Origin of the sequence: Halanaerobium kushneri, assembly GCF_900156285.1 — a bacterium.
GTDB classification, from domain to species: Bacteria; Bacillota; Halanaerobiia; order Halanaerobiales; family Halanaerobiaceae; genus Halanaerobium; species Halanaerobium kushneri.
In genome coordinates this window covers 126,519-152,732 of sequence record NZ_FTNC01000004.1, presented here as the reverse complement: position 1 = coordinate 152,732, position 26,214 = coordinate 126,519, and the positions used below count along the sequence as shown (strand labels likewise).

The 26,214-nt window shown below is 37.7% G+C and carries 28 protein-coding genes and 1 other annotated feature; of the genes, 1 reads left to right on the top strand and 27 read right to left on the bottom strand.

Annotated elements, in window-relative coordinates; genetic code table 11:
• The 10 genes from hisC to BW929_RS04280 all read right to left on the bottom strand — a co-directional run bounded on the left by hisC (position 1) and on the right by BW929_RS04280 (position 10,097).
• Entirely contained in the window at positions 1 to 1,113 is a 1,113-nt protein-coding gene (gene hisC, locus BW929_RS04325; RefSeq protein WP_076544156.1) for a histidinol-phosphate transaminase, read from the bottom strand.
• On the bottom strand, positions 1,110 to 2,399 hold the full coding sequence (aroA, locus tag BW929_RS04320; RefSeq protein WP_076544155.1) for a 3-phosphoshikimate 1-carboxyvinyltransferase: 1,290 nt from the start codon (positions 2,397 to 2,399) through the stop codon (positions 1,110 to 1,112). Before aroA ends, hisC begins: the two co-directional genes overlap by 4 nt.
• 115 nt (positions 2,400 to 2,514) lie before the next feature.
• On the bottom strand, positions 2,515 to 3,450 hold the full coding sequence (locus BW929_RS04315; RefSeq protein WP_076544154.1) for a prephenate dehydrogenase: 936 nt from the start codon (positions 3,448 to 3,450) through the stop codon (positions 2,515 to 2,517).
• Positions 3,443 to 4,492, bottom strand: a complete 1,050-nt coding sequence (aroF, locus tag BW929_RS04310) for a 3-deoxy-7-phosphoheptulonate synthase (RefSeq protein WP_076544153.1) — start codon at positions 4,490 to 4,492, stop codon at positions 3,443 to 3,445. The genes BW929_RS04315 and aroF overlap by 8 nt, the downstream gene beginning before the upstream one ends.
• Before the next feature lie 563 nt (positions 4,493 to 5,055).
• Entirely contained in the window at positions 5,056 to 5,922 is an 867-nt protein-coding gene (gene pheA / locus BW929_RS04305; RefSeq protein WP_076544152.1) for a prephenate dehydratase, read from the bottom strand.
• A gap of 158 nt (positions 5,923 to 6,080) precedes the next feature.
• Positions 6,081 to 6,329: a binding site (T-box leader), on the bottom strand.
• 136 nt (positions 6,330 to 6,465) lie between these two features.
• Positions 6,466 to 7,953 carry a sodium:solute symporter family protein gene (locus BW929_RS04300; protein WP_076544151.1) on the bottom strand — a complete coding sequence of 496 codons (1,488 nt, stop codon included), beginning with the start codon at positions 7,951 to 7,953 and terminating at the stop codon, positions 6,466 to 6,468.
• Positions 7,953 to 8,153, bottom strand: coding sequence for a hypothetical protein (locus BW929_RS04295; protein ID WP_076544150.1), 201 nt, complete (start codon positions 8,151 to 8,153; stop codon positions 7,953 to 7,955). Before BW929_RS04295 ends, BW929_RS04300 begins: the two co-directional genes overlap by 1 nt.
• Before the next feature lie 90 nt (positions 8,154 to 8,243).
• Complete coding sequence (locus BW929_RS04290; protein WP_076544209.1) at positions 8,244 to 8,765, bottom strand: transcription repressor NadR; 522 nt, start codon at positions 8,763 to 8,765, stop codon at positions 8,244 to 8,246.
• 256 nt (positions 8,766 to 9,021) lie between these two features.
• Positions 9,022 to 9,447, bottom strand: a complete 426-nt coding sequence (locus tag BW929_RS04285; protein WP_076544149.1) for a hypothetical protein — start codon at positions 9,445 to 9,447, stop codon at positions 9,022 to 9,024.
• Positions 9,448 to 9,461: 14 nt separating this feature from the next.
• Positions 9,462 to 10,097 (bottom strand): class I SAM-dependent methyltransferase, encoded by a 636-nt coding sequence (locus tag BW929_RS04280; RefSeq protein WP_076544148.1) that lies wholly within the window; start codon positions 10,095 to 10,097, stop codon positions 9,462 to 9,464.
• Positions 10,098 to 10,378: 281 nt separating this feature from the next.
• Here BW929_RS04280 and rpsD point away from each other — a divergent pair, with 281 nt between their 5' ends.
• Positions 10,379 to 10,975, top strand: coding sequence for a 30S ribosomal protein S4 (rpsD, locus tag BW929_RS04275; RefSeq protein ID WP_076544147.1), 597 nt, complete (start codon positions 10,379 to 10,381; stop codon positions 10,973 to 10,975).
• Positions 10,976 to 11,074: 99 nt separating this feature from the next.
• Here rpsD and BW929_RS04270 read toward each other — a convergent pair whose 3' ends face one another.
• The 17 genes from BW929_RS04270 to BW929_RS04190 form a co-directional block, all read right to left on the bottom strand.
• Entirely contained in the window at positions 11,075 to 11,833 is a 759-nt protein-coding gene (locus tag BW929_RS04270) for a glucose 1-dehydrogenase (protein ID WP_076544146.1), read from the bottom strand.
• A gap of 155 nt (positions 11,834 to 11,988) precedes the next feature.
• Complete coding sequence (locus tag BW929_RS04265; protein ID WP_076544145.1) at positions 11,989 to 12,861, bottom strand: AraC family transcriptional regulator; 873 nt, start codon at positions 12,859 to 12,861, stop codon at positions 11,989 to 11,991.
• A gap of 191 nt (positions 12,862 to 13,052) precedes the next feature.
• On the bottom strand, positions 13,053 to 13,532 hold the full coding sequence (gene rlmH / locus BW929_RS04260; RefSeq protein ID WP_076544208.1) for a 23S rRNA (pseudouridine(1915)-N(3))-methyltransferase RlmH: 480 nt from the start codon (positions 13,530 to 13,532) through the stop codon (positions 13,053 to 13,055).
• Positions 13,533 to 13,534: 2 nt separating this feature from the next.
• On the bottom strand, positions 13,535 to 14,353 hold the full coding sequence (locus BW929_RS04255; RefSeq protein ID WP_076544144.1) for an MBL fold metallo-hydrolase: 819 nt from the start codon (positions 14,351 to 14,353) through the stop codon (positions 13,535 to 13,537).
• 3 nt (positions 14,354 to 14,356) lie between these two features.
• Entirely contained in the window at positions 14,357 to 15,013 is a 657-nt protein-coding gene (locus BW929_RS04250) for a redox-sensing transcriptional repressor Rex (RefSeq protein ID WP_076544143.1), read from the bottom strand.
• 24 nt (positions 15,014 to 15,037) lie between these two features.
• Positions 15,038 to 16,999, bottom strand: coding sequence for a methionine--tRNA ligase (gene metG / locus BW929_RS04245; RefSeq protein ID WP_076544142.1), 1,962 nt, complete (start codon positions 16,997 to 16,999; stop codon positions 15,038 to 15,040).
• 70 nt (positions 17,000 to 17,069) lie between these two features.
• Positions 17,070 to 17,939 (bottom strand): 16S rRNA (cytidine(1402)-2'-O)-methyltransferase, encoded by an 870-nt coding sequence (gene rsmI / locus BW929_RS04240; RefSeq protein WP_076544141.1) that lies wholly within the window; start codon positions 17,937 to 17,939, stop codon positions 17,070 to 17,072.
• 21 nt (positions 17,940 to 17,960) lie between these two features.
• A complete protein-coding gene (locus tag BW929_RS04235; protein WP_084566086.1) occupies positions 17,961 to 18,680 on the bottom strand; it encodes a tRNA1(Val) (adenine(37)-N6)-methyltransferase in 720 nt (239 codons plus the stop codon).
• Positions 18,681 to 18,683: 3 nt separating this feature from the next.
• The gene (locus BW929_RS04230; protein ID WP_076544139.1) at positions 18,684 to 19,010 is read right to left on the bottom strand and encodes an initiation-control protein YabA; all 327 of its coding nucleotides are present in this window, start codon (positions 19,008 to 19,010) and stop codon (positions 18,684 to 18,686) included.
• A gap of 20 nt (positions 19,011 to 19,030) precedes the next feature.
• Positions 19,031 to 19,837 carry a PSP1 domain-containing protein gene (locus BW929_RS04225; RefSeq protein WP_076544138.1) on the bottom strand — a complete coding sequence of 269 codons (807 nt, stop codon included), beginning with the start codon at positions 19,835 to 19,837 and terminating at the stop codon, positions 19,031 to 19,033.
• 21 nt (positions 19,838 to 19,858) lie between these two features.
• Positions 19,859 to 20,848 carry a DNA polymerase III subunit delta' gene (gene holB, locus BW929_RS04220; RefSeq protein ID WP_076544137.1) on the bottom strand — a complete coding sequence of 330 codons (990 nt, stop codon included), beginning with the start codon at positions 20,846 to 20,848 and terminating at the stop codon, positions 19,859 to 19,861.
• 124 nt (positions 20,849 to 20,972) lie between these two features.
• Positions 20,973 to 21,332, bottom strand: a complete 360-nt coding sequence (locus BW929_RS04215) for a cyclic-di-AMP receptor (protein WP_076544136.1) — start codon at positions 21,330 to 21,332, stop codon at positions 20,973 to 20,975.
• On the bottom strand, positions 21,332 to 21,958 hold the full coding sequence (tmk, locus tag BW929_RS04210; RefSeq protein WP_076544207.1) for a dTMP kinase: 627 nt from the start codon (positions 21,956 to 21,958) through the stop codon (positions 21,332 to 21,334). Before tmk ends, BW929_RS04215 begins: the two co-directional genes overlap by 1 nt.
• Positions 21,959 to 22,177: 219 nt before the next feature.
• Positions 22,178 to 23,230: a thioredoxin-disulfide reductase gene (gene trxB / locus BW929_RS04205; RefSeq protein ID WP_076544135.1), complete on the bottom strand. Its 1,053-nt coding sequence runs from the start codon at positions 23,228 to 23,230 to the stop codon at positions 22,178 to 22,180.
• Between the two features lie 251 nt (positions 23,231 to 23,481).
• The gene (gene guaB / locus BW929_RS04200; RefSeq protein ID WP_076544134.1) at positions 23,482 to 24,945 is read right to left on the bottom strand and encodes an IMP dehydrogenase; all 1,464 of its coding nucleotides are present in this window, start codon (positions 24,943 to 24,945) and stop codon (positions 23,482 to 23,484) included.
• Positions 24,946 to 25,306: 361 nt separating this feature from the next.
• Positions 25,307 to 25,906 carry a recombination mediator RecR gene (recR, locus tag BW929_RS04195; RefSeq protein WP_076544133.1) on the bottom strand — a complete coding sequence of 200 codons (600 nt, stop codon included), beginning with the start codon at positions 25,904 to 25,906 and terminating at the stop codon, positions 25,307 to 25,309.
• Positions 25,906 to 26,214, bottom strand: a complete 309-nt coding sequence (locus BW929_RS04190; protein ID WP_076544132.1) for a YbaB/EbfC family nucleoid-associated protein — start codon at positions 26,212 to 26,214, stop codon at positions 25,906 to 25,908. Before BW929_RS04190 ends, recR begins: the two co-directional genes overlap by 1 nt.

The following is a 26,214-nucleotide window of genomic DNA, read 5'->3' as shown; positions in this document are numbered from 1 at the left end:
TTACTCATCCCTCTCTGCTAATACTTTTTTTAAGTTCCTGATAAAAAATTCATTATCGGCCCGATTACCTACAGTCACTCTAATCCAATTTTCCATCCCAAACTGATGGCCCGGTCTAATTATTACTCCCCGCTGCTGCAGCTTCTTAAAAACTTCTACTGCTGGCATTTCTGTATTAACCATCATAAAATTAGACTCTGTCTCTATATACTCAAGTCCCAGTTCAGCAAATTGGTTATAGAGAAATTGCTTTTCTCTGTTATTTAAATCCTGACAGGTTTTTAAATGCGATTCCGACTCCAGGGCTGCCACTGCCGCTTTCTGGGCCAGTCGATTAACATTAAAAGGACCTCTAATCCGATTTAAATAATCTATTAACTCGGGATCCGCAAGGGCATAACCAATTCTCATTCCTGCCAGACCATATGCTTTGGAGAAAGTACGCATCAACATTAAATTCGAATACTTATCCAGTAATTCAATCCCATCAAAGGGAGCACTGGCTGTTATATATTCCTGATAAGCCTGGTCAATTATTATAAGTATCTCATCTGATACCCTTTCCAGAAAATTTTCAATTTCTTCCCGGTCCAGCATTGTACCGGTCGGGTTATTGGGGTTGCAGATAAAAATCGCCTTAGTATTATCGTTGATTTCTGCTTCCATCGCCTGCAGATCATGTCTGTAATCTTCAGCCAGCGGAACTTTAACACTACTGCCGCCTCTTGATTTGACTGCCAGCTCATACTTTATAAAGGCTGGATCTGCCTGAATAACCTCATCACCTGGATTTAAAATCAAAGTCATTAAAAGATCTAAAATTTCGTCAGACCCATTACCCAGAAAAATTTTATTTTCAGCCAGCTGATATTTATCAGCCAGTGCTGTTTTTAACTCTCTACTGTCCGAATCAGGATAAAGACAGACATTTTTAGCCTCTGACTGAATTACATCAATAACCTGAATTGAAGGCCCCAGTGGATTTTCGTTAGAAGCAAGTTTAACTATTTTTTTCAGCCCATACTCCTCTTTAACCTCTTCAATGCTTTTGCCAGCCCGATAGCGGCTCATCTCCTTAATTTCAGTTGGAATTCCAGCAATTAATTTTTTCATCCAATCACCTCTGCTAATAGCTCTTTAAAATTGGGAAAAGAAGTAGCAATAATTTCGCTGCCATTGATTGCAATTCCCTCTTTAGAATTCAAGGCCATTACAGCCAGCGACATTGCAATTCGATGGTCGTGATAACTTTCAACTTCAATTCCACCTTCAACCTGCTGGGGTCCTTTAATTTCCATTCCATCTTCATTTTCTCCAATTTCTATTCCCAAACGTCTAAATTCATTTACTACAGCTTTAATCCGGTCCGTTTCTTTAACTCTTAATTCTTCGGCATCTTTAATTACAGTTTTACCCTCTGCAAAAACTGCCAGGACAGAAATAATAGGAATCTCATCGATCAAACGCGGTATTACTTCTCCACTGACTTCTGTACCCTCTAAGTTGGAGGGTTTAACCAGAATATCTGCCGTTGGTTCTCCACCCTGATCTCTTTTGTTTAAAAGTTCGATTTTCCCATTCATGGCTTCTACTACTTCCAGAAAACCACTCCGGGTTTGATTAATCCCCACATTTTTAATCAAAAGCTCACCTTCAGCTGCCAAAAGCCCGGCCGCAATAAAAAAGGCTGCTGAAGAAATATCACCTGGAACTTTAATTTCAAATGGTTTCAAGCTTCTTTTTTCAGCCTGTTTAAGAATAATTCTATCTTCCAGAATTTCTAGATCAATACCTGCTCCCTTAAGCATCCGCTCAGTGTGATCTCTGGAAACAGCAGGTTCAATAATAACTGTTTCTGCTTCTGTTTTTAGAGCTGCCAGCAAAATTGAAGATTTAAGCTGAGCACTGGCAACCGGAAGCTCATATTGCATACCCTCAAGCTGCTGGCCTTTTATACTCAACGGGGCCAAACCGTCCCGGCGGGACCAAATTTTGGCTCCCATTTCTGACAGGGGTCCAATTATCCGCTGCATTGGCCTTTTACGCAGAGAATGATCACCTGTAAGCACTGAATAAAAATCCTGTGAAGCCAGCAGACCTGCCAGCAATCTCATTGAAGTACCTGAATTACCGCAGTCTAAAACATTTCCGGCTTCCTCAAGACCATTTAGTCCCTTTCCCTGAACAGTATATTTGCCTTTTTGCTCTTTAGTAATTTCAACACCTAAATCTCGCATAATTCCCATTGTACTCAGACAGTCTTCAGCCTCTAAAAGCCCTTCTATTTTACTCTCTCCCTCTGCAATTGAAGACAAAATCAGAGAGCGGTGAGAGATTGATTTATCTCCCGGTACTCTAATTTCCCCACTGATTTTATCTGCTGGATTAACTTTAAACACTTTATTTCCTCCTCATTTCTCTCTTCTTTAATTACTGCTTTAATATAATTATTATTCTGATAAAAGTTCATTAAATTTTTTATGATTTTTATGCTTTTTATGCTTTTTATGATTCTTATGCTTCTTCTGTATTATTTTTGATCTCTGCTGCTTTTGCCAGAAATTTATAAATTTTATTCTGATCATTATTTTCCAGATCCTTCTTTAATTCTTTCAGCTCGTTTATGTAATTTCCAATCAATTCTGCCAGGTTATCTCGATTAGACAGTATAATGTCCTGCCAGAGTTCAGCAGAACTCCCCGCAATTCTTGTCATGTCTCGATAACCACTTCCCGATAGTTCAAAAAACTCACCTTTAAAATTCTGCTGCTGGCTTAAGTTTACCAGAGCCGAAGATAAAAGATGGGGCAGATGACTCAGATATGCTGTACAGTGATCATGTTCTGCTGCCGATATAATATGGACCCGGGCCCCAATTTTTTCAATTAAATCCTCCAGCTGCCTCAACAATTCTAGCTTTAAGCTCAACTCTGAACCTTTTTCCAATTTCTGCTCTGATTCTAATTTCTGCTCTGAGATTTCTTGTTGCTCCTCAAGCCAGGGAGTTAAAATAAAGGGGGCACCTTTAAATAACTCTGAATTATGCCAGTCTATCCCTGATTTATGAGAACCGGCCATTGGATGTCCACCGATAAAAATTTTCTGGCTGTCTTTTAAAATCTCTGCTGCCTGAATCATCACTTCTTTTTTGGTACTGCCGGCATCTACCAGCAGCTGCTGGCTTTCACCACCTTCTTTAATTTTTCTAATTACAGTTTTTATTGCTGCTACCGGTACTGCAATAAAAATTAAATCCTGATCTTTTAAATTATCAGCAATCTCGCTAAAACCCCGATCGATAATTCCTAATTTTTTTGCTTTTTTAATAGTCTCTGCACTTCTGTCAACTGCTGTAATCTCAAGTTTGGGATCAGATTTTTTTAAAGCTGCTGCCAGAGAGGCCCCAATCAGCCCAACTCCAACAACAGCTATTTTTTTAAACTCAGGCATAAGCTATTTTTCTTTCTCTGGATTCAAAACTGTGCAGAGAATTATTAATAGCTTTAATTTCGTCCATCATTAAGTGATAGTTTTTGGGCTTGAGGGATTGAGGACCATCAGACAACGCATTCTGAGGATCAGGATGAACTTCAACCATCACTCCATCTGCTCCAACCGCAACGGCTGCTCTGGCAACTGGGATCACTAATTCCCAGCGACCTGTACCATGGCTCGGATCTGCAATCACCGGCAGATGACTTAGCTGCTGAACCAGAGGAATTGAACTTAAATCCATGGTGTTTCTTGTCTCCTCACCAAAAGTTCTGACTCCTCTTTCACAGAGAATTACATCATGATTACCATTGTTCATCACATATTCTGCCGCCAGCAGCCATTCTTTAATTGTAGCTGCCATTCCGCGTTTGAGCATAACTGGTTTATCGAGTTTTCCTATTTCCTTCAAAAGAGAATAGTTCTGCATGTTACGAGCTCCAATTTGAATAATATCTGTATATTTACAGACAACATCTATATGTTCAATATCCATCAATTCAGTTACAATCTTGAGCCCGGTTTCTTCTCTGGCCTCGGCCATCAGCTTCAAACCTTCCTCACCCAGTCCCTGAAAAGAATAAGGAGATGTACGCGGTTTAAAAGCTCCTCCACGAAGAATCTGGGCTCCTCCAGCTTTCACAATTTTAGCTGTCTCAATAATCTGCTCTCTATTTTCTACAGAACAGGGGCCGGCCATCACTGTCAGCTGATCGCCACCAACTTTAACACCGTCACCAAGATCGATAACCGTTTTTTCCTGCTTGAAATTCCAGCTGGTCAATTTATAGGGATCGGAAATCAAAACAACTCTCTCTACTGCTCCCATTGTTTCCAATTTTTCTTTTAAATTTGATTTTCTTGCCGGATCGCCCAGCACACCTACTACAGTTTTTTCAACCCCCTGAATCGGATGAACCTCAAAATTTTCACCACGAATAACCTCAATTACCTGATCCTTGTCTTCTCTACTTGCATCTCTCTTTAATACTGCTATCATAATTAATTCTCCTCTCTTCTAAAATACTTTTTTGATTATGTTCGTTTATGCTTATTAATGTTCACGTACCGTGCACCTGTCAGTTTTTGTCTAATTTTGTTTAAAATTATAGCTAAATAAACTTTGAAAATAACTCCACCAAATCTTATCCAAAAACAATTTACAAAAAAACCTCTAAAAATACAAAAAATCGCCCCTTAGTCAGGGCGATTGGAATCGCGGTACCACCTGTTTTAATCTCATTAAATAACAGATTATCTCTACTGGAAGCCAACACTTCCGCACCGGGTAACGACGGCTGACGGCCATTTTAGCTTACTAGTTTAACTTTCAGCTGGCAACTCAAGAGGTGTATTTCAGCTCGTAAGCTTACTGGATCCTCTTTCAAAGTTTTTAGGTGAACTTATTTATTTAATGAGTATTATAGCAAGCAATTTTAATTCTGTCAAATAAAAATTGCGCTTTTTCGCCCAAATATTTAATTTTAATTTCAGCTTTCAGTTTAATTTTAAAAATACTTACTTTAAATTATCCAACCACTTTTTCAGTTTATACGGCCAAGTCTATTCTATAACTGTCCCGGGATAGGAACCTAAAAGTCTAAAATAGGAAGATATCTTTTTTACCTCCTCCAGAGCTGAGCTCAGGTGCTGATCACTGCTGCAGCCCTTTAAATCAATATAGAAAATATATTCTCCCAGTCTCTGCCTGCTTGGCCGGGATTCAATTCTCGTCAGATCAATATTTTCTTCCGCAAATTTACCCAGTATCCGATGCAAAACCCCGGCTTCGTTAACCATAGGAGCACAGATAATAGAAGTTTTAAAATCACTTGCTGCTGCTTCTCCCAGATGATTATTTGCACCCAGGTCTTTATCCTTTTTCGCTGCCAGAACAAAACGGGTGGCATTTGGTAGATCCCCCTGCAGATTTTCTGCCATAATTTCTAGCTTATAAATCTCAGCCAGCCTGATTGAGCCCACAGCAGCCCGCTTTCTGTCTGAAAGTGCTTTTTTTGCTGCTGCAGCAGTACTATCAGTATAAATAATTTTCGCATCTTTAAACTCTGCGGCCAGATAATCTCCTGACTGAGCAATTGCCTGAGGATGGCTGTAAATTTCCTCAATCTCTTCTTTTCCAGCCCCTGGCTGAACCAATAGATACTGCTCAATTGGGAGTACAATTTCCCGGTAAAGTTTAAGTTCTGGATGTTGATATAAAAGATCAAGACTTAAGTTTACCGATCCTTCCAGTGAGTTCTCCAGCGGCAGCAGCCCGAGATCAACCCGATCTGCTATCACTGCCTCTACAATATCTCTAATTGACCCACAGGCAGCTGTGCTGCCACCATACCTGGCACAATAATTAGAAATTGCCTCTTCACTAAATGTTCCCGGTGGTCCTAAATATCCATATTCTAAATTACTCATCTGCTCACTCCTTTTTACAGCTACCATGTACCATCAAATTATATCAAAAAATCTGTTTGGCCAATAAATTTAACAAATTATGACATAAACCGACAGGTGCACGGTACTTGTAAGTTTATGTAGATTTTTGTCTAAATACAAAAAACCCCCGCTCTAATTAAAGAACGAGGGTGTTATACTCGTGGTACCAATCTTTTTGGCTAAATAGCCCACTCAACAATTACGGGAATTAAAAATAAATCCTATAATCTGTCAGGATAACGGTAGACAACCGGTTCAAGCTTACTTTTTTGTTCAGCTGACAACTCACAGGGGAACTTCACTAAAATACTTACCGGCAGGCTCTCACTAATCCCGCTTCGCTGAGATAAATATTTTTAATTACTTTCCCTGATCACAGTTTTTAATTAAATATTTTATTCTAATTCAAGTTTTTTTAATTTTACCTTATTAAAATAACTTTGTCAAGCTCAATTTACCATTTATTTTCTCTATAATACCTTTAAAAATTCTAGTTACAGTATTTTATTGTAATATGATAATCTAAATTATATTTCTCTCTCGACACTCTTCATTTAAATAACCAATAAACTCTTCTGCCTTCTCAACCGGTGCCTGAGTAAAAAAGCTGACCGATACAAAAACAGCAGCTGTCACAATTAAAGTCCAGACTCCAGCCCCATATCCAAGTGGGCTCCAGCCGCTAAATTGCAAATAAAGAGCAGTCACTGAACCGATAATTATACTGCTTAGAGAAGCTGCAGCTGTGGCCTTTTTCCAGAAAAATGCTCCAAACATCGAAGGAACAATCACCAGAAGACCAATTGAGGCTGCTACTGAAAGCGTAGCAATTAAATTTAGCTCCTGAATGGCAAAGAAAAATCCTAACACAGCGATAATCAAAATGGCAATTTTGGCCGTTCTAAGCTGCCTTAAACTCTGATCCTGATCTAGATTGTCATCCATATTTTTAAAAATATCTCTAACTATAAGGGATGATAAGGTCAGCATTATCGAATCAATTGTTGAAATCGCTGCAGCTGTTATTCCAATCATTGCTACCAGCGCCAGAGCAGTCGGTACATATTGTGATGCCAGCAGTTCTGGTGTTGCCAGATCTGCGTTTGCCAGTCCCGGAATTAAAAGACGAGCAGAAAAACCCCAGAATACAGAAACCAGTGTGTAAATAAAACCAAAAATCAAAAATCCTTTAATCATGGTTTTCATCGCCTTAAGATCACGGGGGATAAAGAGGCGCTGACTGACCTGAGGATTAGAAATAGAAAAGAAAAACCAGGGCAGACTTAAACCCAGAAAGGTTTTAAATTTAAAAAATCCAGGGCCAGGAACACTGAGTACTTTGCCTTCTAGGGCAGCCAGTGAGCCAAAAAATTCTATAAACCCACCCAAATGCTGATAAATAACATAAAACAAAATAACAATACTGACCACTATCATAATCAGCGACTGCAGAGAATCAGTCCAGGTTACAGACTTCATTCCCGCAATTAAAGCCCAGGCAATAGCCAGCACTACAGCAATTACAACTCCAAAAACAAAGGGAATAGCACCTCCCGAAAGCCCACTTAAAAGATAACCAACTCCCATCAGCTGGACAGCCAGATAAGGTATTAAAAAAATACAGGCCGAAAGTGAAGCAGCAAAAGCAATCCACTGATTCTGGTAGCGATCACCAAGCATTTCATATGGGGAAACATAATTATTTTTTTTACCAATCAACCAGAAACGGGGCCCAAAGAATGCCACCAGAGAAAGTCCTGATAAATAAACCAGCTCAAATCCAAGAGCTCCTACTCCCCCAGAATAGGTAAAGCCAGCCAGACCAATCATCATAAACGCACTGTAAGTAGTTGCACTATAGGACAGAGCAGCTACAAAACCACCAGTATTTCTTCCACTTAAAAAATATTCTACAATTCCTTCATTCATCTCTCTCCTGGCCATTAAAGCAACAAAAGATCCGGCTATAATATATAAAATTACTGCGATATATAAGTATGTAGTTGGCATCAATCATTCCTCCAGTAAGTTGTGATTTTAATAGTTAAATAAATTACTGCCAGTGCAAAAAAACTCCAGAACAGAAATGCTCCGTAAAAATAATTAAGTGAGCTGAGCAGAGTATAGGGAACAATAAAGGCAGAAACTACAAGTAACAAAATTAGTACTAAATATAAATTCCTTAGTTTTTTCAGTTTTTCTCTGTCCATAAACTAATAACCTCCTGTTTTGTTTAAGTATAACTTTACAGTTTTATTACAGTATAACTTTACACCTGTCTTTACAGTAAAAACAAAAATTTATTCTTCCAGCAGATAGCCCTTTTCTCTTAATTCAGCTTTAATTTTTTCCAGAACCTGTTCATTAACAGCTTCAATGGTATGTAGATGCACTCCATCAGTTAATTCCGAAAGCAGGGCGGCCTTATTCTGCTGATAATTTTGGATGAATTTTTCAACATCCTCAACACTGCTGATCATTAAATTACCGCTTAGTTCCCCGTAAATTGGGTGTTCAACTTTAACATCAATAACTCTCCCACCATAATTAACTACAGTTAAAAGTTCATCTCTAAGCTCTTTTTGATCACCATGTCTACAGGCAATAGATGCTTTAACAGTTGGCAGTCCGAGATTTGCTTCATAAAAATAACCCTGCGAGGTAGCCACAATTTTCTCCCCCTGAGCTCTCAGAAGTGCTATATCCTGAACAATAACCTGACGGCTGACTTCAAATTCTTCCGCCAGCAGAGAGCCTATTAAAGCCTGACTCGATTTTTTTAATCTCTGCAGTAGCTGCCTTCTTCTTTCTTCCGCCTTAATTTTAATCACCTCATTTAAATCATCCTGCTGTCTATTCTATCATCTGAATTGACAGCTGTAAAGACATTAAATAATTTTTTTAAATAAAGAAAGATACAGAAAAAAATAAAACGGCTCAAGTCCCTTAGAGTTTCAGGGCTTAGCCGCTTAGACAATCTTCTATAATTTTTAATATTTCCTTAAAGATTTAAATTTCATTTAACACAGATAACACAGAAAATATTTTTAAAGTATCATTTTATTTTTCATCTTCCAATTATTTCTCGGCTTCCGGCTCATTTAGCAGCCTACCTCCACCGACATAACTCTTATTTGGAAAAACAACTCTTACCTGATAGGGAAACACTTCTCCACTCATGCTATCCTGATAACTTTTTTTCATGATAATTACCTGAAACTGAATCACATCATTTTCAATATAATAGATCTTATCCTCACCAGCTGGTCCAAGCCAGAGGTCATCAACCGGAGCTTTAATCTCTAAATTACCATAATCATTAACAAATTTTATTTTCTGATCACTTTTAACTTCAACCAGCCAGCCCGGCTCATTACCTACAGCCCGAAACTGTATCCCTTCCTCCTTTGCCTGTTGCCAGGCATCAGTTTCTTCAGCCTGAACTGCTGTCAAAAACATAAATAAAAAGACAATAACACTTACCAGTACGACAGATTTTTTCAAGAGTCTCTCCCCCTCTAAGCTTTAAAAAGAATATATTTTTCTTGATCAGTATAAACTATTTCCAGATCAAAATCTGAAGCAATTTTTTTAAAAGTTTTTTGATTATAAAAAACTATATGGGTAGGATCCCATTTATACCACCAGTCTTCAAACTCTTCCGGTCCAGGATGAAAAGAAGTCATTACTGCCAGATAAGCATTTTCTCGCAGGTGAGATGTTAAAAGCTCCATTTCCTTAACCGGGTCAGAAAAGTGTTCAAAAACTTCAGTTGACGTTATTAAATCATATCTTTTGTCTGAAAATACTTTCTCCGGAAAAAAGTAAGGATCATAACGATCAACTTCAGGGCCACGGGACTGAATTAAATCTGCCAGCACCGGCCCGGGACCACAGCCAAATTCTAAAGCATCGTTTATTTTATCTAAATCAATATAGGGTTCTATAACTTCATCTAGAAAATCCTGAAACATCTGGACATATCCTTCATTTTGATGATTATTATCATGCCCCTCATATCGCTCTTTTTCCTCAGCCTGATCGACAATTTCAGCCGAATCTATAAAGATCGCCTCACAATTATGACAGTGGTAATATTTATCCTGGAGATCTAACGCTTCTAAGTCACTGCTTCCACAAACTTTACACTTCAAAACTTACACTCCCTTTAAATTATGTAAACAATTAATTCAAAAATTAGCTCAAACTAAAGCTGAATAGAATTTAGGCTCAGTTAGCGAAAATATTATAAATACCCTATATTTTATTATATTACATCCGGTCCACCTTTGTAAATCTATTTACTGTAAAAATTTGATTATCCAAAAAAATATTAAATTGTTAAATAGGAACTATAATTTATGTTTTAAAGTTGATAAGATTACTATGGATTAATAACCGCGGCTAATAGTTATTAATAAGGAGGATATTTAAATTGGCCAGAAAACGTGGTCCAAGATTTAAAGAATCAAGAAGGTTGGGTGTCAATATTTATGGACATCCAAAGGCAATGAAAAGAGCAGATGGAAGCTTTAACAGAGCAAATAAAAAGTTATCAAATTATGGTCAGCAGCTGCTGGAAAAACAGCGTCTGCGTGCATATTACGGACTGATGGAAAAAAAATTCAGCCGTTATGTAAAAGATGCTGCCAGTGAAGATGGTGTAACAGGAGATAATCTAATTAAAAAATTGGAAAAAAGACTTGATAATCTAGTTTATCGAACTGGTTTTGCACGCTCTATCAGGCAGGCCCGACAGATGGTTGTTCATGGTCATATTTTAGTTAATGGCAGCAAAATTGATATACCATCCTATCAGCTTAAAATTGGTGATCAAATTACTTTAAGAGAAAAATACAGAAAGAATAATTTATTTCGAGAAAATTTTCTGGATAGACACTTAAGTCCAATCAGCTATCTGGAAAGAAATTTTGACAACTTTGAATCAAAGCTGGTTTCAGAAATAGAAATAGATGAAATCCCAATCGAAATTAACGATCAGCTGGTAATAGAATTCTATTCTAGAAAATAAATTTAAAAAAGGTGCTTCAGACTGAAATCTATTATTCCGGTCTGCAGGCACCTTTTAATTATTGCATATAAAAAATTTATAGACAAAATCAAGCTATTTTTATCTACCTAAATAACCCCCGTCTACAGGAATTACGGCTCCACTGAGATAATCTGAGGCTGCCGAAGCAAGAAAAATTGCTGCGCCCTTCATATCTTCTGCTTTACCCCAGCGTCCAGCTGGAATTCTGGACATTATAAGTTTATTTCGTTCCTCATCATTTACCAGAGCCGTATTCATTTCGGTATCCATATAACCGGGGGCAACTGCGTTAACATTGATTCCTTTAGCCGTCCATTCATTAGCAAGAGCCTTGGTTAATTGAGCAACTCCACCTTTACTGGCTGCATACGCAGGAACAGTATAGCCACCAAAAAAACTTAATAGTGAAGCAATATTTATTATTTTTCCTCCTCCATTTTTAAGCATTTCAGTTGCAGCCAGCTGTGATAAAATAAAAACAGCATTTAAATTAACCTCCAGAACATCATCCCAGTCCTTAAGAGGAAACTTTTCTGCTCTGTGTCTACGCTGAATTCCGGCATTATTTACCAAAATATCAATCTGGTCATCAAATATTTTCATAACTTTCTTAAATGATTTTTCTATTTGATCTCGATTACTTAAATCAAAGCTGATTCCAGTAACCTGATACCCCTGTTTTTTTAACTCAGATGCTGTATCTAAAACCCTGTTGGAAACCCCTGTAATTATAACTTCCGCCCCAGCTTCTAATAAACCTTCTGCTATCCCAAGTCCTAAACCACGACTTCCTCCTGTTACTAAGGCTTTTTTGCCTGTTAAATCAAATAATTTCATTTAAAACTCTCCTCTGTCTAAATTGGATTTTAATGATTAAATATAACCAAATTTCTTTAATAGTTAAGTCCTAATCTCTTCTCTAACTTTATTATATTTAATATTTTACTGATTTTATTTAGACAGAGTTATAAAAGTTTTGTCTAAAATTTAGTTTATTTCTGCAGTCTGTCTTTATTAACGAAATCGTCAGCTAAATATATATCTTTTCTAACAGCCAATAAGTATTCCTTTCTGAATTCCCCAGGTGGTTTCCCCTGATATTTATTAAAAGTTCTATTAAAATGATGGACTGTTTTAAATCCGGTTTCTCTGGCAATTTCAGCCAAACTTTTATCAGTTTTTTTTAATAATTCAGCTGATTTTTTAATCCTAAATTTATACAGAAAATTCATTGGAGTTAAATCATAACATTCTTTAAAACACTGACAGATATAACTTTGATTATATCCAAGCTCTGAAGCTATATCTTTTAAAAATAAATCTTTCTTAAAATTATCCTCTACATAATTAATAAAACTTTTACAGACCTGATTTTCAATGTTCTTTTCTAAATCCCAGCTGCCAGATTTTATATTTTTACTACTATTCTCTAGAGAAAATTTCCTTAAAATCTTTAATAAAATTTGCAGCAAAATACTGCTGTTTATTTCCTGATAAAAAGCCTGCTTTTTTCTTCCTTCATTCCAGATTACTTCTAATAAATTTTTAATTTGATTAAGACCACTATACTCTCCGGCAGCCTTTTTTAGCCGGTCAGAAAATTGAGTAGTGTTAATGTCAAATTTTATGTCCAGAGTTTTTAAAGTGATTTGCTGGTCAGCAATTAATTTATGGCTTTCTCCAGGGGCAATTAAAAATAATTTATCACTAACTGCTTCTTTTTTTATATTTTTATAATAAAAACTACCCGAACCAGATATGATATATATAATTTGAAAATAAGAATGATAATGCTCGTTAAAAGACCAGCCCGCTTTATAGTCATAGCGTGAAATCCATTTTGCCTTAATTTGATTAGCTAACACTGTAAATTTATCCTCCTCAATTATGCAGTTTCCGAATTAAAACTATACTTTTTAATCTTAACTCCAAAAATAAAAATTGTTTCTATATTTCAGCAGAAAATTATGAAACCCTTTATTCAATCTGAAAAACCAGAAAAAGGCACCTGCCAGGATACAGATACCTTTTTGATAAAAGTTAATTTTATATTTACTTATAAATGATAAGGTTCATTGTTATTAATTTTAAAGGCACGATAAATTTGTTCCAGCAGAAGCAAACGAATCATCTGATGAGTAAAGGTCATATGTGATAGAGAAAATCTGTAATCAGCTTGCTGAAGCACAAAATCGCTAAGTCCTGTGGCACCACCGATAATAAAAGTAAAAGAACTGTAACCTCTAACCTGCAGATTATTAAGTGACTTTGCAAAACCGGTAGAAGTCATTGGTTTTCCCTTAACATCAAGAGCGAAAACATAGGTTCTTTCCGGAAGACTTTTAACTATTCGCTCACCTTCCAGAGCCTGTAATGCTGCAATATCTTTCTGAGAAGGATTTTTCGGCACAAGTTCGTCCTTAAGCTCAATGATATTTAGGTCACAGTAACGATTTAATCTCTTTTTGAATTCCTCAATTCCAGGTTCCAAAAAAGAAGATTTGAGATTACCAACTGTCATTAAATTAATTTCTATCATTAGAATAATTCCTTTTCTTCTGTTTTTTTATCCAGTCGAAAAAGAGGAGTTGTTTTATCCTGAGCGGCACAGCCCATTCGCAAATCTCGTCCGACTTTTAAACCTGCTTCCTTAAGAGCATTATTGACTGTAATATAGGCAACCTTTGGGTTATTATTTTCCTCACTTAAATGTGCCAGCACAACTGTAGGAAAATTATCCTTAATCAATTTGGGAAGTAAAGCGGCCGTATCATCATTGGAAAGATGACCTTCTATCCCTTTAATCCTATTTTTTAAAAAATAGGGATACTTTCCAGTCATCAGCATCTCCAGATCATGATTTGATTCCAGCACAAAAAAATCTGCTCCCTTTATTTTCCCAATAATCTCTTCATTCATCACACCTGTATCAGTAGCAAGTACAATCTTTTTATTAGCAATCCGGCAGACATAACCTACAGGTTGAGAAGCATCATGAGAAATCGCATAAGGCGAAAAACTAAGGTCCCCAATCATAAAATCTCCAGTAAAAACTCTCCTATTTTCAGGGGCGATTTTACCAAGATCAGACTCGGCTCCTCCCCAGGTACCATCATTAGCATAAATAGGAAGATCATAACGGCGGGACATTATCCCCACTCCTTTAATATGATCTTTATGTTCATGAGTAATCAATAAAGCATCCAGACTGGCTGGATCAAGGTCCAGAGCAGCCATTCGTTCTTCCAGGCCCTTACCACTCAAACCGGCATCAATTAAAACTGAGTACTTGCCGGCCCTGATATAGGTAGAATTACCTTTGCTGCCACTGGATAAAACCGCTGTTTCGATCCTCACAATTTATTCACCCTTTGCTTCCATTTCTTCCTGCCAGCTTAAATGATAAATTAAAGAAACTATTCCAACTGCCAGGTCTTCATTTTTTACTTCAACCTCATCCGGTACATAAAGTCTGGTTGGAGCAAAGTTCCAGATGGCTTTAATACCAGCTTCAATCATCTGGTCAGCAACTTCCTGAGCTGCCGAACTTGGAACAGCAATTACTCCCAGTTTAATATCATTTTCTTTAACTATTTTTTCCATATCCTGAGCACTCTTTACCTCGCGGTCATTGATCACATTACCGATCTTATCGAGATCATTATCAAGCACATGTGCAATTTCAAAGCCCATCATGGCAAAACTTTTATAATTAACAAGAGCTCTCCCCAGATTACCAGCACCAACTAAAATTGCCGGCCAGACCCGGTCAACTCCAAGGATTTTACCAACAGATTTTTTTAATTCATTAACATTATAGCCAACTCCACGGCGGCCAAACTCTCCATAATAAGAAAGATCTTTACGTACCTGAGTTGAAGGGATATCCAGTTTACCTCCCAGGTCTTTAGATGAAACCACCTCGACATCTTCAAAAGTATCCATCTTATCAAGGCATCTGTAGTATAAAGGGAGCCTCTCAATTGTGGCCTTAGGTATGTTCTCTCTATTTTTCACTGTTCATTCCTCCCATTTTAATAATTATTTTACCTGACTTCCATTTGCGATATCAGAACTTACTGTTGACAGGACCATATTTCCTTCTGGATCAGAAGCTGCCAGAATCATACCCTCTGATTTAACCCCGAAAATTGTAGCAGGTTCCAGATTAGCAACAATTAAAATTTTGCGTCCAATTACATCCTCAGCAGCAAAATGCTTTGCAATTCCAGCTACTAACTGTCTTTCTTCCAGACCAATATCCACTTTTAATTTTAACAGTTTATTGCTGCCTTCAATTTTTTCTGCTTCTAAAATTTCAGCAACTCGAATATCCGCATCCATAAATTCTTCGAAAGTAATTCTATCTTTAATATCAACTAAATCCAAATCATTTACCTCCTCATTCTTTTCAATTTCATTCTCTTTTTTGCGACTTTCAATTTTTTCAAAATATTCTTCTAAATCTATCCTTGGAAACATAGGTTCCCCATTATAAACTTTAACTCCAGTTTTTAAAGCACCCCAATTAGCCGCTTCCCAGTCAGCAGCTTCTATTGCTGCCAGTTGGCCGAGCTGCTCCCCCATTTTATATGGTGCTTCTATTAAAAATGGCTTTAACATCACGGCTGTAATTCTTAAAGATTCAAGCAAATTATAGAGTACAGTCTTCAGTCTTTCTCTTTTTTCTTCCTCTCTGGCCAGAATCCAGGGGGTTGTTTGATCAATATATTTATTTGTTCTGCGCACAAAATTCCATATTTTTTCCAGTGCAGCAGTATATTTTAATTCTTCCATTTCAGCTTCTACTTCTTTTTTCGTCTGAGCAGCCAGATCGATTAATTCTTTGTCCACTGCTTCCTCTGCTCCTGGTTTAGGAATTTCACTATCGAAGTACTGTTCTACCATAGAAACTGTTCTATTTAATAGATTACCCAGATCATTTGCCAGATCAGAATTAATCCGTTGAATCAGAGCCTCTGTAGAATATTTACCATCTGTACCAAAGGCAACCTCACGCAGCAGGTAATAGCGAATAGCATCTTTGCCAAAGTCATTGATTAAAACAACAGGATCAACCACATTACCCTTAGATTTTGACATCTTTCCTGTTTCACTTAAAAGCCAGCCATGACCAAATACCTGCTCAGGCAGATCAAGTTCTAACGCCATTAATATAATGGGCCAGATAACTGTGTGGAAACGAAGGATATCCTTGCCAACAAGATGCAGATCAGCAGGCCAGTAATGTTCAAATTTCTCCTGATCTGTCTCATAGCCAATTGCAGTAATATAGTTGCTCAAGGCATCAATCCAGACATAAATTACATGGTCTTCATCAATCGGAACTGGAACTCCCCAGTCAAAAGTAGTTCTTGAGACACTTAAATCATCTAGTCCGTTTTCGATAAAATTAATCATCTCATTACGTCTTGATTCTGGTTCTATAAATTCTGGATGAGTTTTAATATGTTCTAAAAGGCGATCTGCATATTTGCTCATTTTAAAGAAATAGCTCTCTTCTTCTACCCATTCTACCGGGCGATGACAGTCAGGGCAAACTTTTTCTCCATTCTCTTCCTCCAGCTGTCTCTCAGTCCAGAAAGCCTCACAGGGAGTACAGTACCAGCCCTCATAATTACCCTTATAAATGTCTCCCTTATCATAAAGTTTTTTGAAAATTTTCTGCACTACTTTTTCGTGACGCTCTTCGGTAGTACGAATAAAGTAGTCATAATCAATATCCAGTTTATCCCATAAATCCTTAAAAGTAGCTACAATCTGATCCACATACTCTTTCGGTTCTTTACCCGCCTCCTGAGCCTTACGTTCTATTTTTTGACCATGCTCATCAGATCCAGTTAAAAACATGGTGTCATAGCCCTGCATCTTCTTATAGCGGGCAATTGTGTCGGCAGCCACTGTTGTATAGGCATGACCGATATGTAATTTATCACTTGGATAGTAAATTGGTGTTGTTACATAATAGGTGTCTCTACTCAAAATTGATCATCCTTTCCAAATTTAATCATGAATCTTTTGGCTTAATTGTTTTTAAAAATTGTACTAAAATTTATTCAAATTTATTTTTATCGACCGAAATGACCACTGCTTCTTTGTAAACCTCACTCTTGGGCAGATCTCTTAACTTTGCAACCTTTTTTATTGCCTGTTTTTTGGTCATCCCACTCTCTATTAAAAGTTTAAGATGTTCCAGAATACTTAAATCTTCCCAACCTTCATTTTCCTGCTCAACCTGACTGCGACCAGCAATAACTACAACGATTTCGCCTTTGATCTCCTGATCTCTCAGTGCTTCTTCCAGTTCGGCCACACTTCCATAGTATTTTTGCTCATGCATTTTGGTTATTTCTCTAGCAACAAGCGCCTGGCGTGAAGCCAGTTCCTGGCTGAACTGACAGAGATCTTTTAGTGTGTCTTTAAGTCTGTATGGTGATTCATAAAATGCTGTAGTATCCCGGGATAGTGCCAGCTCCTCTAAAAATTGCTGCCTTTTTTTACCAGAGCGGGGAATAAAGGCTTTAAAAGAAAAAGAAGAGATATCAAGTCCGGAAACCACCAGTGCAGCTAAAAAAGCACTGGGACCGGGAATAGGAACAACCTCAATACCGGCTGCTACTGCTTTTTTAACCAGAATTTCTCCTGGATCTGAAACTCCAGGCATGCCGGCATCACTGATCAAAGCAATTTCTTTCCCTTCTTTTAAAAACTGAATCAGCTCTTTACTTCTTTCTTGCTCGTTATGCTCGTGGTAGCTGAGCATCTTTTTTTTGATAGAAAAATAATTTAAAAGTTTCTGGCTTCGACGTGTATCCTCACAGGCAATCAGATCAACGTTTTTTAGAGTATCCAGCAGCCGCTGACTAACATCATCTAAATTACCAATTGGGGTTCCACATAAATATAGCTTTGCTGCACACAAAAAAATTCCTCCTGTAAATTGTTATAATCCATAAATATCTTTTAACTCCCTGGTATATTCACTGCTCTGTTCCTGATAAATTATCAACACTGGTTTAACCCGCAAACCAGGATTAGCTCCCTTTTTAGCCTTAAGCAAAAAAATATCAGCCTCACTGTCAATCCGGGCCTGCACCAGCCGCAGCTCCTTTGCCTGACAGTTGTGCCTGGCCAGAGTTTCTATAACTTCTGTCAATCTTTCCGCCCTGTGAACAAGAAAAAAATGTCCTCCATACTTTAAAAGTCTGGCGGCTTCTGCTACAACATCCTCCAGCTCAGCATAAATCTCATGCCTGGCAGCTGCCACAAAATCATTTTCCTTCATCTTCCCGGCCTGGACCGGCAGATAGGGAGGATTAGAAACTACTGCGTCAAAAGAACCAGCTTCAAAGACTCCTTCCAGCTGACAGAGATCTTCATTTATAATCTTAATTTGATTCTCTAACTGATTAAATTCCACATTCCTTCTTGCCAAATCAGCTGCTTCAGCCTGGATTTCTACTCCTGTTAATTCTAGATCCTCATTTTTATATGCTAAAAGCAGTGGAATTACACCACTGCCTGTACCAAGATCAATTACTTTATCTCCTCGACGGAGTTCCACAAAATTTGCTAAAAGTACAGAATCAGTCCCGAATTTAAAAAATCTATCATCCTGTATAATTTCGAGCTCATTTTCAATTAAATAATGAATCTCTTCCATCAATTATTTCTCCTTACCCTGGTTTTCCAGCAGATTTAAACAAAAAAGACAGTCTCCTTTTCTTTTTTCTCCAAAACTTAAAGGACAGACATGATAACCTTCATCATAAATATGAATCAAATTACTGTAACCTTCTTTTTCCACCACAGCCTCTTCGGCCTCTTCCTGATCTTTAAAAAGAAGAGATCTTAATTCTTCATTTTCCCGCTGCAGTTCTTCATTCTCCTGATATAATTTATAGGTAATATCTTTAAGTTTATGAAAACGGAGGGAAAGTGCCTCGATCTGTTCCTGAAAATGGGCAAGGCTGCTTAATATTTCCTGATCCATTAAATTTCCTTCCTTTCCATTTAATCTAAATCATATTCATCCAGATCATCTACATCCACTTCTATATTTTCTTCTGTTCCAATATCGACTTCCACTGTATGCTTAACCAGATTGCGATCTACAACTTTTCCTTTGCCCATTTCGAGTTCAATTTTTTCGCCAACATTGGGCATCAGTTTCTTTAGAGTTTTATAAGTTTGAGATTCATAGCGCAGGCAGCACATTAAGCGGCCACAGAGACCTGATATTTTGGAAGGATTTAGTGATAAATCCTGTTTTTTAGCCATTTTAATCGAAATTGGCTGAAAATCACGCAAAAAAGTTGCACAGCAAACCGGAAGTCCACAGGGACCCAGTCCACCCAGCATTTTAGCCTCATCCCGAACCCCAATCTGACGCAGTTCAATTCTTGTTTTAAAAACAGATGCCAGATCCTTAACTAATTCTCTAAAATCAACTCTGCCATCTGCTGTAAAGTAAAATATAATCTTATTGTGATCAAAGGTATACTCTACATCAATTAATTTCATCGGCAGTCCGTGCTTATCAATTTTATCCAGACAAATATCGAAAGCTTCTGTTTCCAGTTCTAAATTTTTCTCATGTCTATCTCTATCTTTTAAAGTCGCCTTTCTGATAACATCCTTTAAAGGCGCAACTATTTCATCATCTGAGATTTCCTTTTTTCCAACAACTACTTCGGCATATTCTATACCCCGGGCAGTCTCCACTATTACATAATCGCCGGTTTTTATCTCTAAATCACCAGGATCAAAATAATAGATTTTTCCGGCTTTTTTAAAACTCACTCCAACTACCGTCTTCATTAAAATACACACCTCATTTATCTATTCTTGATCAGGCTGGCGCAGTTTGAAAAATAAGACTTCCAGACTAAGTTCTTCTCGAATATTGCGTTCAATATACTTTTCACTCTGAGCTATTAGTTCTAAATCACTGATCAAACCCTGCAGGCTCAGCTCTGCAGCAAGCCCTTTTAATTCCTCAAAATAGTCTTTATTAATCACTGCTTCCAGATAATCCTGTTTAATCATCATTATATCGCGATACCAGTCTGATAGCAAATCAAAACAGGGAAAATCAGCTTTAAGCAGTGAACTGATTTTTTCAGTAATCTTAAATATTTCTATCGTATTTTTGCTTTTTATATTTTTCAAAAAATCATAAATCAGCTGTCGCTGTTCAAAATAATCATCAATTTCTATAATTTCTAAAGCTCGTCCCGGACTTCCAGCTGCTGTCAGGCTGATAATTTCTGCTTTTTCCTGACTCAAACCTTTATCCAGGAGTATATTTTTAATCTTTTTTTGGTCTACATTGCGCAGTTTAATCTGCTGACAGCGAGAGACAATTGTCGGCAGCAGTTTGCCACTATCCTCAACCAGCAGTATTATAGTAGCAAAAGAAGGTGGCTCCTCCAGAGTTTTTAGAAGCGAGTTAGCTGCTTCTTTTGTCATTTTTTCAGCTGCTTCTATTATATAAATTTTATGATCACTATCATAAGGCTTATAAGCAATTTCCTTTTTCAATTCTCTAATCTGGTCAATTGAAATTGCGCTTTTACCTTCCAGCACAGAGATCACTTTATAATCAGGATGGTTTTTGTGATCCATTTTGCGGCAGTTGATACAGCTACCACAGCTGTCAGCTTCAGCTTCCTCACAAAAACTGGCCTTTGCAAATTCAAAAGCCAGTTTTGATTTGCCGCTGCCTTCTCTGGCTGAAAAAAGATAGGCATGGCTAATTCGTTCATTTTTTATTTCATCCTGCAGTATTTCTACTGCTTCTTTCTGTCCAATAACTGAGTTAAAACTCATTTAAAAACTCCTTTAAAATTACTGTGAATATCTTTTTGAGCTATTGATTTTTTTAAGCTAATAACTTAAAGATAAAAATTGAAATTCAAAACAAAATAAATAATTAATAAATCTCATTAGTAAACTACATCTTAATAAACTGCTCTACATCAATAATAAAGACAGTTGCTCCTCCAATTTTAATTTCCATGGGGAAAGAATAATATCCTTCTAATGAATTTGCAACAGGTGACATTGGTGCCACAGTCTTTTTTCTCGACTCACAATTTTCCTTGATAATATCCAGAACTTCTTCCACATGTTCCTCATCTGAACCAATCATAAAGGTAGTATTACCTTCTCTTAAAAACCCACCTGTTGATGCCATTTTTGTTGCCTGAAAACCGGCTGTTGTCAGTGCTTCCAAAAGATCAGCTGCATCATGATCGTGGACCACAGCCACTACCATCTTAACTGTTTTACCTGTTTTTGCTCTTTTTTCCATTAGAATAACCTCCTGGCGATAATTTTTTTTATATCATTCTGGACTTCAGCTTCAGTTCCGCCCGCATCTACCAGGGCAAATCTATTAGACTCTGCCATCTCAAGATAAGCATCCCGAACTCGCTGGTGGAAATCATCTACCTCTCTCTCCAGTCTGTCTCCTGCCTCATCAAGGCTCATAGCTCTGGCTCTTTTTAAACCTTCTTTAATATCTATATCCAAAATAAAAGTTAGGTCAGGCCAGGTAGAATCAATTACCCAGTCATTAATCTGATAAACCATATCATAATCAAGACCTCTTCCTGCAGCCTGATAGGCCAGATTTGAATCTACAAATCTATCGGAAATCACAATTTTCCCCTGCTCTAAAGCAGGTTTTATCTTTTCTTTAACATGCTGGGCTCTATCAGCGGCATATAGAAGAATCTCCGTTCTGTAATCCATTGAATCATACTGAGGATCCAAAAGCAGCTGTCTGATTTTTTCACCTAGAGGTGTTCCTCCTGGTTCCCGGCTAACTAAAACATCATAACCCTTTTTCTGCAGATAACCCGCAAGTAGATTAATCTGAGTTGTTTTTCCCGAGCCCTCAATACCTTCAAATGTAATAAAAAAACCTTCTGCCAAAACTGCCAGCCCCTCTCTAAGCTTTGTTAAAATAATCTTATTTATAGTATAATTATATAATAATCCCCTGTTTAATGCAATCAAGCTCCGGAGTAGATTTATTCCTTGATTAGAAACTTTTAATAATTTTAATAAAAAAACCGACTCGACATCCTCAATCTTTCCAGGAATGCCTGTCGGTTTAAATGTTATCCTAAATATTTATCCTTTTTTGTTGATTTAATCCAGACTCAAGCTTAAATTTAAACTTCCTTCTTCTTTTTCACCAGCAGCTTTATCTTCAGAATCAGATTCAGCTGACATATTTTTCATTTTAACCTCTCTGGCTGGAAAGGCATCTTCCTTTTCTTCGATATATTCTGAAGCTTCAATGGCTGCTTTGGCACCAGAACCGGCCGCAATTACCACCTGTCTGTAATCCGGATCCTGCACATCTCCACAGGCAAAAACTCCCGGCACATTAGTGTGCTGTTTTTTATCTGTTACAATATAACCATAATCATCAAGCTCGATCTGTCCGTTCAGGCACTCTGTCCTGGGATGATGACCAATAGCAACAAATAGTCCGTCTACATTAAGATCTCTTTCTTCATTAGTTTTATTGTTGAAAATGCGGAGACCTTCCAGTTTCTTTTCACCTTTAAGACTTTTAACCTCGGTATCCCAGAGAATCTCTATATTCTCTTTAGCTTTTACCCGATCACCAAGGATCTTTGCACCTCTAAATTTATCGCGTCGATGTAGAATATAAACTTTAGAAGCAAATTTGGATAAGAATGTTGACTCCCATAATGCTGTATCTCCACCACCTACAATGGCAACTTCTTTATTTTTAAAGAATGCTGCATCACAGGTCGCACAATAAGAAACACCATTACCGCGGAGACTATCTTCTTTATCAAGACCCAGAGTTTTAGGTTCAGCACCGGTAGCAATAATAATTGAATCGGCAATATATTCTCCAGCTTCTGTTTGAACAATAAACTTATCTCCAGAAAAATCAACCTCTTCGGCACTCTCATATTCAAGGCGCACCCCGAAATTCTCGGCCTGTTCTGTCATCTTTTGAGTTAATTCAAAACCACCTATTGGTTCCGGAAAACCAGGATAATTTTCAAGTTCTGAAGTTGTTGTAATCTGTCCACCCGGCTCAGGACCATTTAAGACCAGTGGAGCTACCCCATTACGCGCAGCATAAATAGAAGCAGATAGACCACCAGGTCCACCACCAATAATAATTAAGTTCTCTTCCTGTCTATTTTTATCGCTCATTTTAATTCCCCCCGTTGTAAACTTTGATAGCATAATAATTATTATCATTTTAAAGCAAATTTGTTTTGGCTCTTTTTAACTTACAGGTATAATCTTAATACTATTTAGCTTTGATGTCTGTAAAATTAGCAACAAAGCCTTTTAAGCTCTGATAATTACTTAAAATTATTTGTAAAAAACAAAAACTCTCTGCTAAAATGCAGAGAGCGATTTTTATCTATTTGTTAATTGGTTAATATAAATTTTATTACTTAATCAACACTGTAATTTGGAGCTTCTTTAGTTACTTTTACATCATGAGGATGGCTCTCGCGTAAACCTGCTGCAGAAATTCTGATCATCTGAGAATCATTGATCAGAGAATCAATATCTGGAGTTCCACAATAACCCATACCAGACTTTAAACCACCCAGCAGCTGATAAATAGTTTCGCCCAGAGTTCCTTTATAAGGTACCCTTCCTTCAATTCCTTCAGGCACAAACTTCTCCGCTTCTGTCTCATCTTCCTGAAAATAACGATCCTTACTTCCTTTTTTCATAGCACCAACTGAGCCCATACCACGGTAAACTTTGTAACTTCTGCCCTTATAAATCTCTAATTCTCCCGGGCTTTCTTCTGTACCGGCAAGCAAACTTCCAATCATTACTGTATTGGCACCAGCAGAGATAGCTTTAACAATATCTCCCGAATATTTAATACCACCATCAGCAATAATTGTTTTGCCATGTTTTTTAGCTACCTCTGCAGCATCATTGATTGCCGTGATCTGAGGTACACCAACACCGGCCACAACTCTAGTAGTACAAATTGAACCAGGACCAATCCCCACCTTAACTACATCAGTTCCAGCTTTAATTAAAGCCTCTGTCGCCTCAGCTGTTGCTACATTACCAGCAACAACAGGTAGTTCTGGATACCGGCTTTTAATAGCCTCAACAACATTCAGTACATTTTGCGAATGTCCATGTGCTGTATCAATAACAAGAATATCAACTCCAGCCTCAACTAAAGCGGCCACTCTCTCGTCTGTATCATTGCCTGTACCTACAGCTGCTGCAGCCAGCAATCTTCCCTGCTGATCTTTAGAAGCCAGCGGATACTGTTTTGCCTTTTCTATATCTTTGATAGTAATTAACCCTCTTAAAACACCATCCTCATCTACAATCGGCAATTTTTCGATTTTATGTTTTCTCAGCTGCTCTTTGGCTCCCTCCAGATCAGTTCCAACCGGAGCAGTAACCAGTTTTTCATCTGTCATGACTTCCGAAACAGGACGCTTATAATCCTCTACAAAACGAAGGTCTCTATTAGTTAAAATCCCGAGCAGTTTTTCGTCTTTATCCACAATTGGCACTCCAGAAATATGATATTTCGACATCAAAGCTTCCGCTTCTTCAATCAGAGCATCCGGAGTTAAAAAGAAAGGATCAACGATAACTCCACTTTCAGAACGTTTTACCCGGTCAACCTCTGCAGCCTGAACTTCAATCGGCATGTTCTTATGAATAACACCGAGACCACCTTCTCTGGCCATTGCAATTGCCATATCACCTTCTGTAACCGTGTCCATTCCTGCAGAAATGATCGGGGTGTTGAGATAAATTTCATCAGTCAGTTTAGATCTTGTACTTACCTCTTTGGGAACTACATTTGATTCAGCTGGTACCAGTAGAACATCATCAAAAGTCAAGCCTTCTTTAATTATTTTTTCCATAACCAACCTCCTTGATTTTTTAAAAATTAATATTTAAAAATACAGAAAACTGCTAAAAGAACTTATAAATATGTAATAATTGAGATAAATGGATAATAATTTAGTTTTTTTGTAATCTAATATTTTAAGTATTTTAACAAAGCCTGGGGTTAATGTCAAGGGCATAAAACGTACACGCACCGTGAACCACCCGATTTATGTCGAAATATCTGCTTAAATTTTTACTGCTAATATAGAAAAAAGCCCCTCAGAAAGGGACTTCTCGAGCTTATTTAGTCTCTTTGGTGCAACCAGCGACAAAATCCGACAGGTGCACGGTACGTGTACATTAACGCTCATAAATGAACATAAACGAAAATGGTTATAACTCTCTTCTTCCCTCCAGAGCCTTAGAAAGAGTTACCTCATCTGCATATTCTAAATCTCCCCCCACAGGGATTCCATGAGCTATTCTGGTCACCTTAACTCCCAGTGGTTTAATAAGTTTAGCCAGATACATTGCAGTAGCATCCCCCTCAGCATTGGGATCAGTCGCCACAATAATCTCTTTAACCTCATCTTTTTCCAGCCGGGGAATCAAATTCCTAATTTTTATCTCATCAGGTCCAATTCCATCCATCGGTGAGATAGCTCCGTGCAGCACATGATAAAGTCCATTGTACTCACCAGTCTTCTCCATAGCCACCACATCACGGGGACTTTCTACCACACAGATCGAAGTCCTGTCCCGATCGTCAGACTGACAAAAAGTACATGTTTCACCTTCAGTCAGATGATTACAGTTTGAACAGTAATTAATTTTTTCGCGAGCCTCAATCAGAGCATCCGAAAGGTTTTTAACATCACTTTTAGGCTGACCCAGTATATAAAAAGAAAGACGGCGAGCAGTTTTAGGCCCAATACCGGGCAGTTTACTGAGCTCGCCGATCAATTTCCCCATAGGTTTAGGATATGGATTCATTAGGGCATCCCTGGTAGATTCATACCACCAGTCACTTTACCCATTTCGTCATTTACCATTTCCTGAACTTCGCGCATACCCTGATTAACTGCTGCCAGCACCAGATCTTCCAGCATTTCTACATCGTCAGGATCAACTACTTCAGGATCAATCTGCAGGTCAACAACTTCCTGTTTACCATTAACTACTACCTTAACAGCTCCACCACCAGCAGTTGCCTCAAGTGTCTTTTCTTCCAATTCTTCCTGCATCTTAGCCATCTTAGCCTGCATTTTCTGTGCCTGTTTCATCATTTTTTGCATATTCAT

What these genes read in the sequence shown, in the direction of transcription:
- hisC (WP_076544156.1), bottom strand. Translation starts at nt 1,113, where the DNA reads ATGAAAAAATTAATTGCTGGAATTCCAACTGAAATTAAGGAGATGAGC.
- BW929_RS04270 (WP_076544146.1), bottom strand. Translation starts at nt 11,833, where the DNA reads ATGAAATTATTTGATTTAACAGGCAAAAAAGCCTTAGTAACAGGAGGA.
- BW929_RS04230 (WP_076544139.1), bottom strand. Translation starts at nt 19,010, where the DNA reads ATGGATCAGGAAATATTAAGCAGCCTTGCCCATTTTCAGGAACAGATC.
- trxB (WP_076544135.1), bottom strand. Translation starts at nt 23,230, where the DNA reads ATGAGCGATAAAAATAGACAGGAAGAGAACTTAATTATTATTGGTGGT.
- guaB (WP_076544134.1), bottom strand. Translation starts at nt 24,945, where the DNA reads ATGGAAAAAATAATTAAAGAAGGCTTGACTTTTGATGATGTTCTACTG.
- pheA (WP_076544152.1), bottom strand. Translation starts at nt 5,922, where the DNA reads ATGAGTAATTTAGAATATGGATATTTAGGACCACCGGGAACATTTAGT.
- BW929_RS04315 (WP_076544154.1), bottom strand. Translation starts at nt 3,450, where the DNA reads ATGCCTGAGTTTAAAAAAATAGCTGTTGTTGGAGTTGGGCTGATTGGG.
- aroF (WP_076544153.1), bottom strand. Translation starts at nt 4,492, where the DNA reads ATGATAGCAGTATTAAAGAGAGATGCAAGTAGAGAAGACAAGGATCAG.
- recR (WP_076544133.1), bottom strand. Translation starts at nt 25,906, where the DNA reads ATGAATCCATATCCTAAACCTATGGGGAAATTGATCGGCGAGCTCAGT.
- BW929_RS04235 (WP_084566086.1), bottom strand. Translation starts at nt 18,680, where the DNA reads ATGGAAGAGATTCATTATTTAATTGAAAATGAGCTCGAAATTATACAG.
- BW929_RS04190 (WP_076544132.1), bottom strand. Translation starts at nt 26,214, where the DNA reads ATGAATATGCAAAAAATGATGAAACAGGCACAGAAAATGCAGGCTAAG.
- BW929_RS04300 (WP_076544151.1), bottom strand. Translation starts at nt 7,953, where the DNA reads ATGCCAACTACATACTTATATATCGCAGTAATTTTATATATTATAGCC.
- BW929_RS04295 (WP_076544150.1), bottom strand. Translation starts at nt 8,153, where the DNA reads ATGGACAGAGAAAAACTGAAAAAACTAAGGAATTTATATTTAGTACTA.
- BW929_RS04215 (WP_076544136.1), bottom strand. Translation starts at nt 21,332, where the DNA reads ATGGAAAAAAGAGCAAAAACAGGTAAAACAGTTAAGATGGTAGTGGCT.
- holB (WP_076544137.1), bottom strand. Translation starts at nt 20,848, where the DNA reads ATGAGTTTTAACTCAGTTATTGGACAGAAAGAAGCAGTAGAAATACTG.
- BW929_RS04225 (WP_076544138.1), bottom strand. Translation starts at nt 19,837, where the DNA reads ATGAAGACGGTAGTTGGAGTGAGTTTTAAAAAAGCCGGAAAAATCTAT.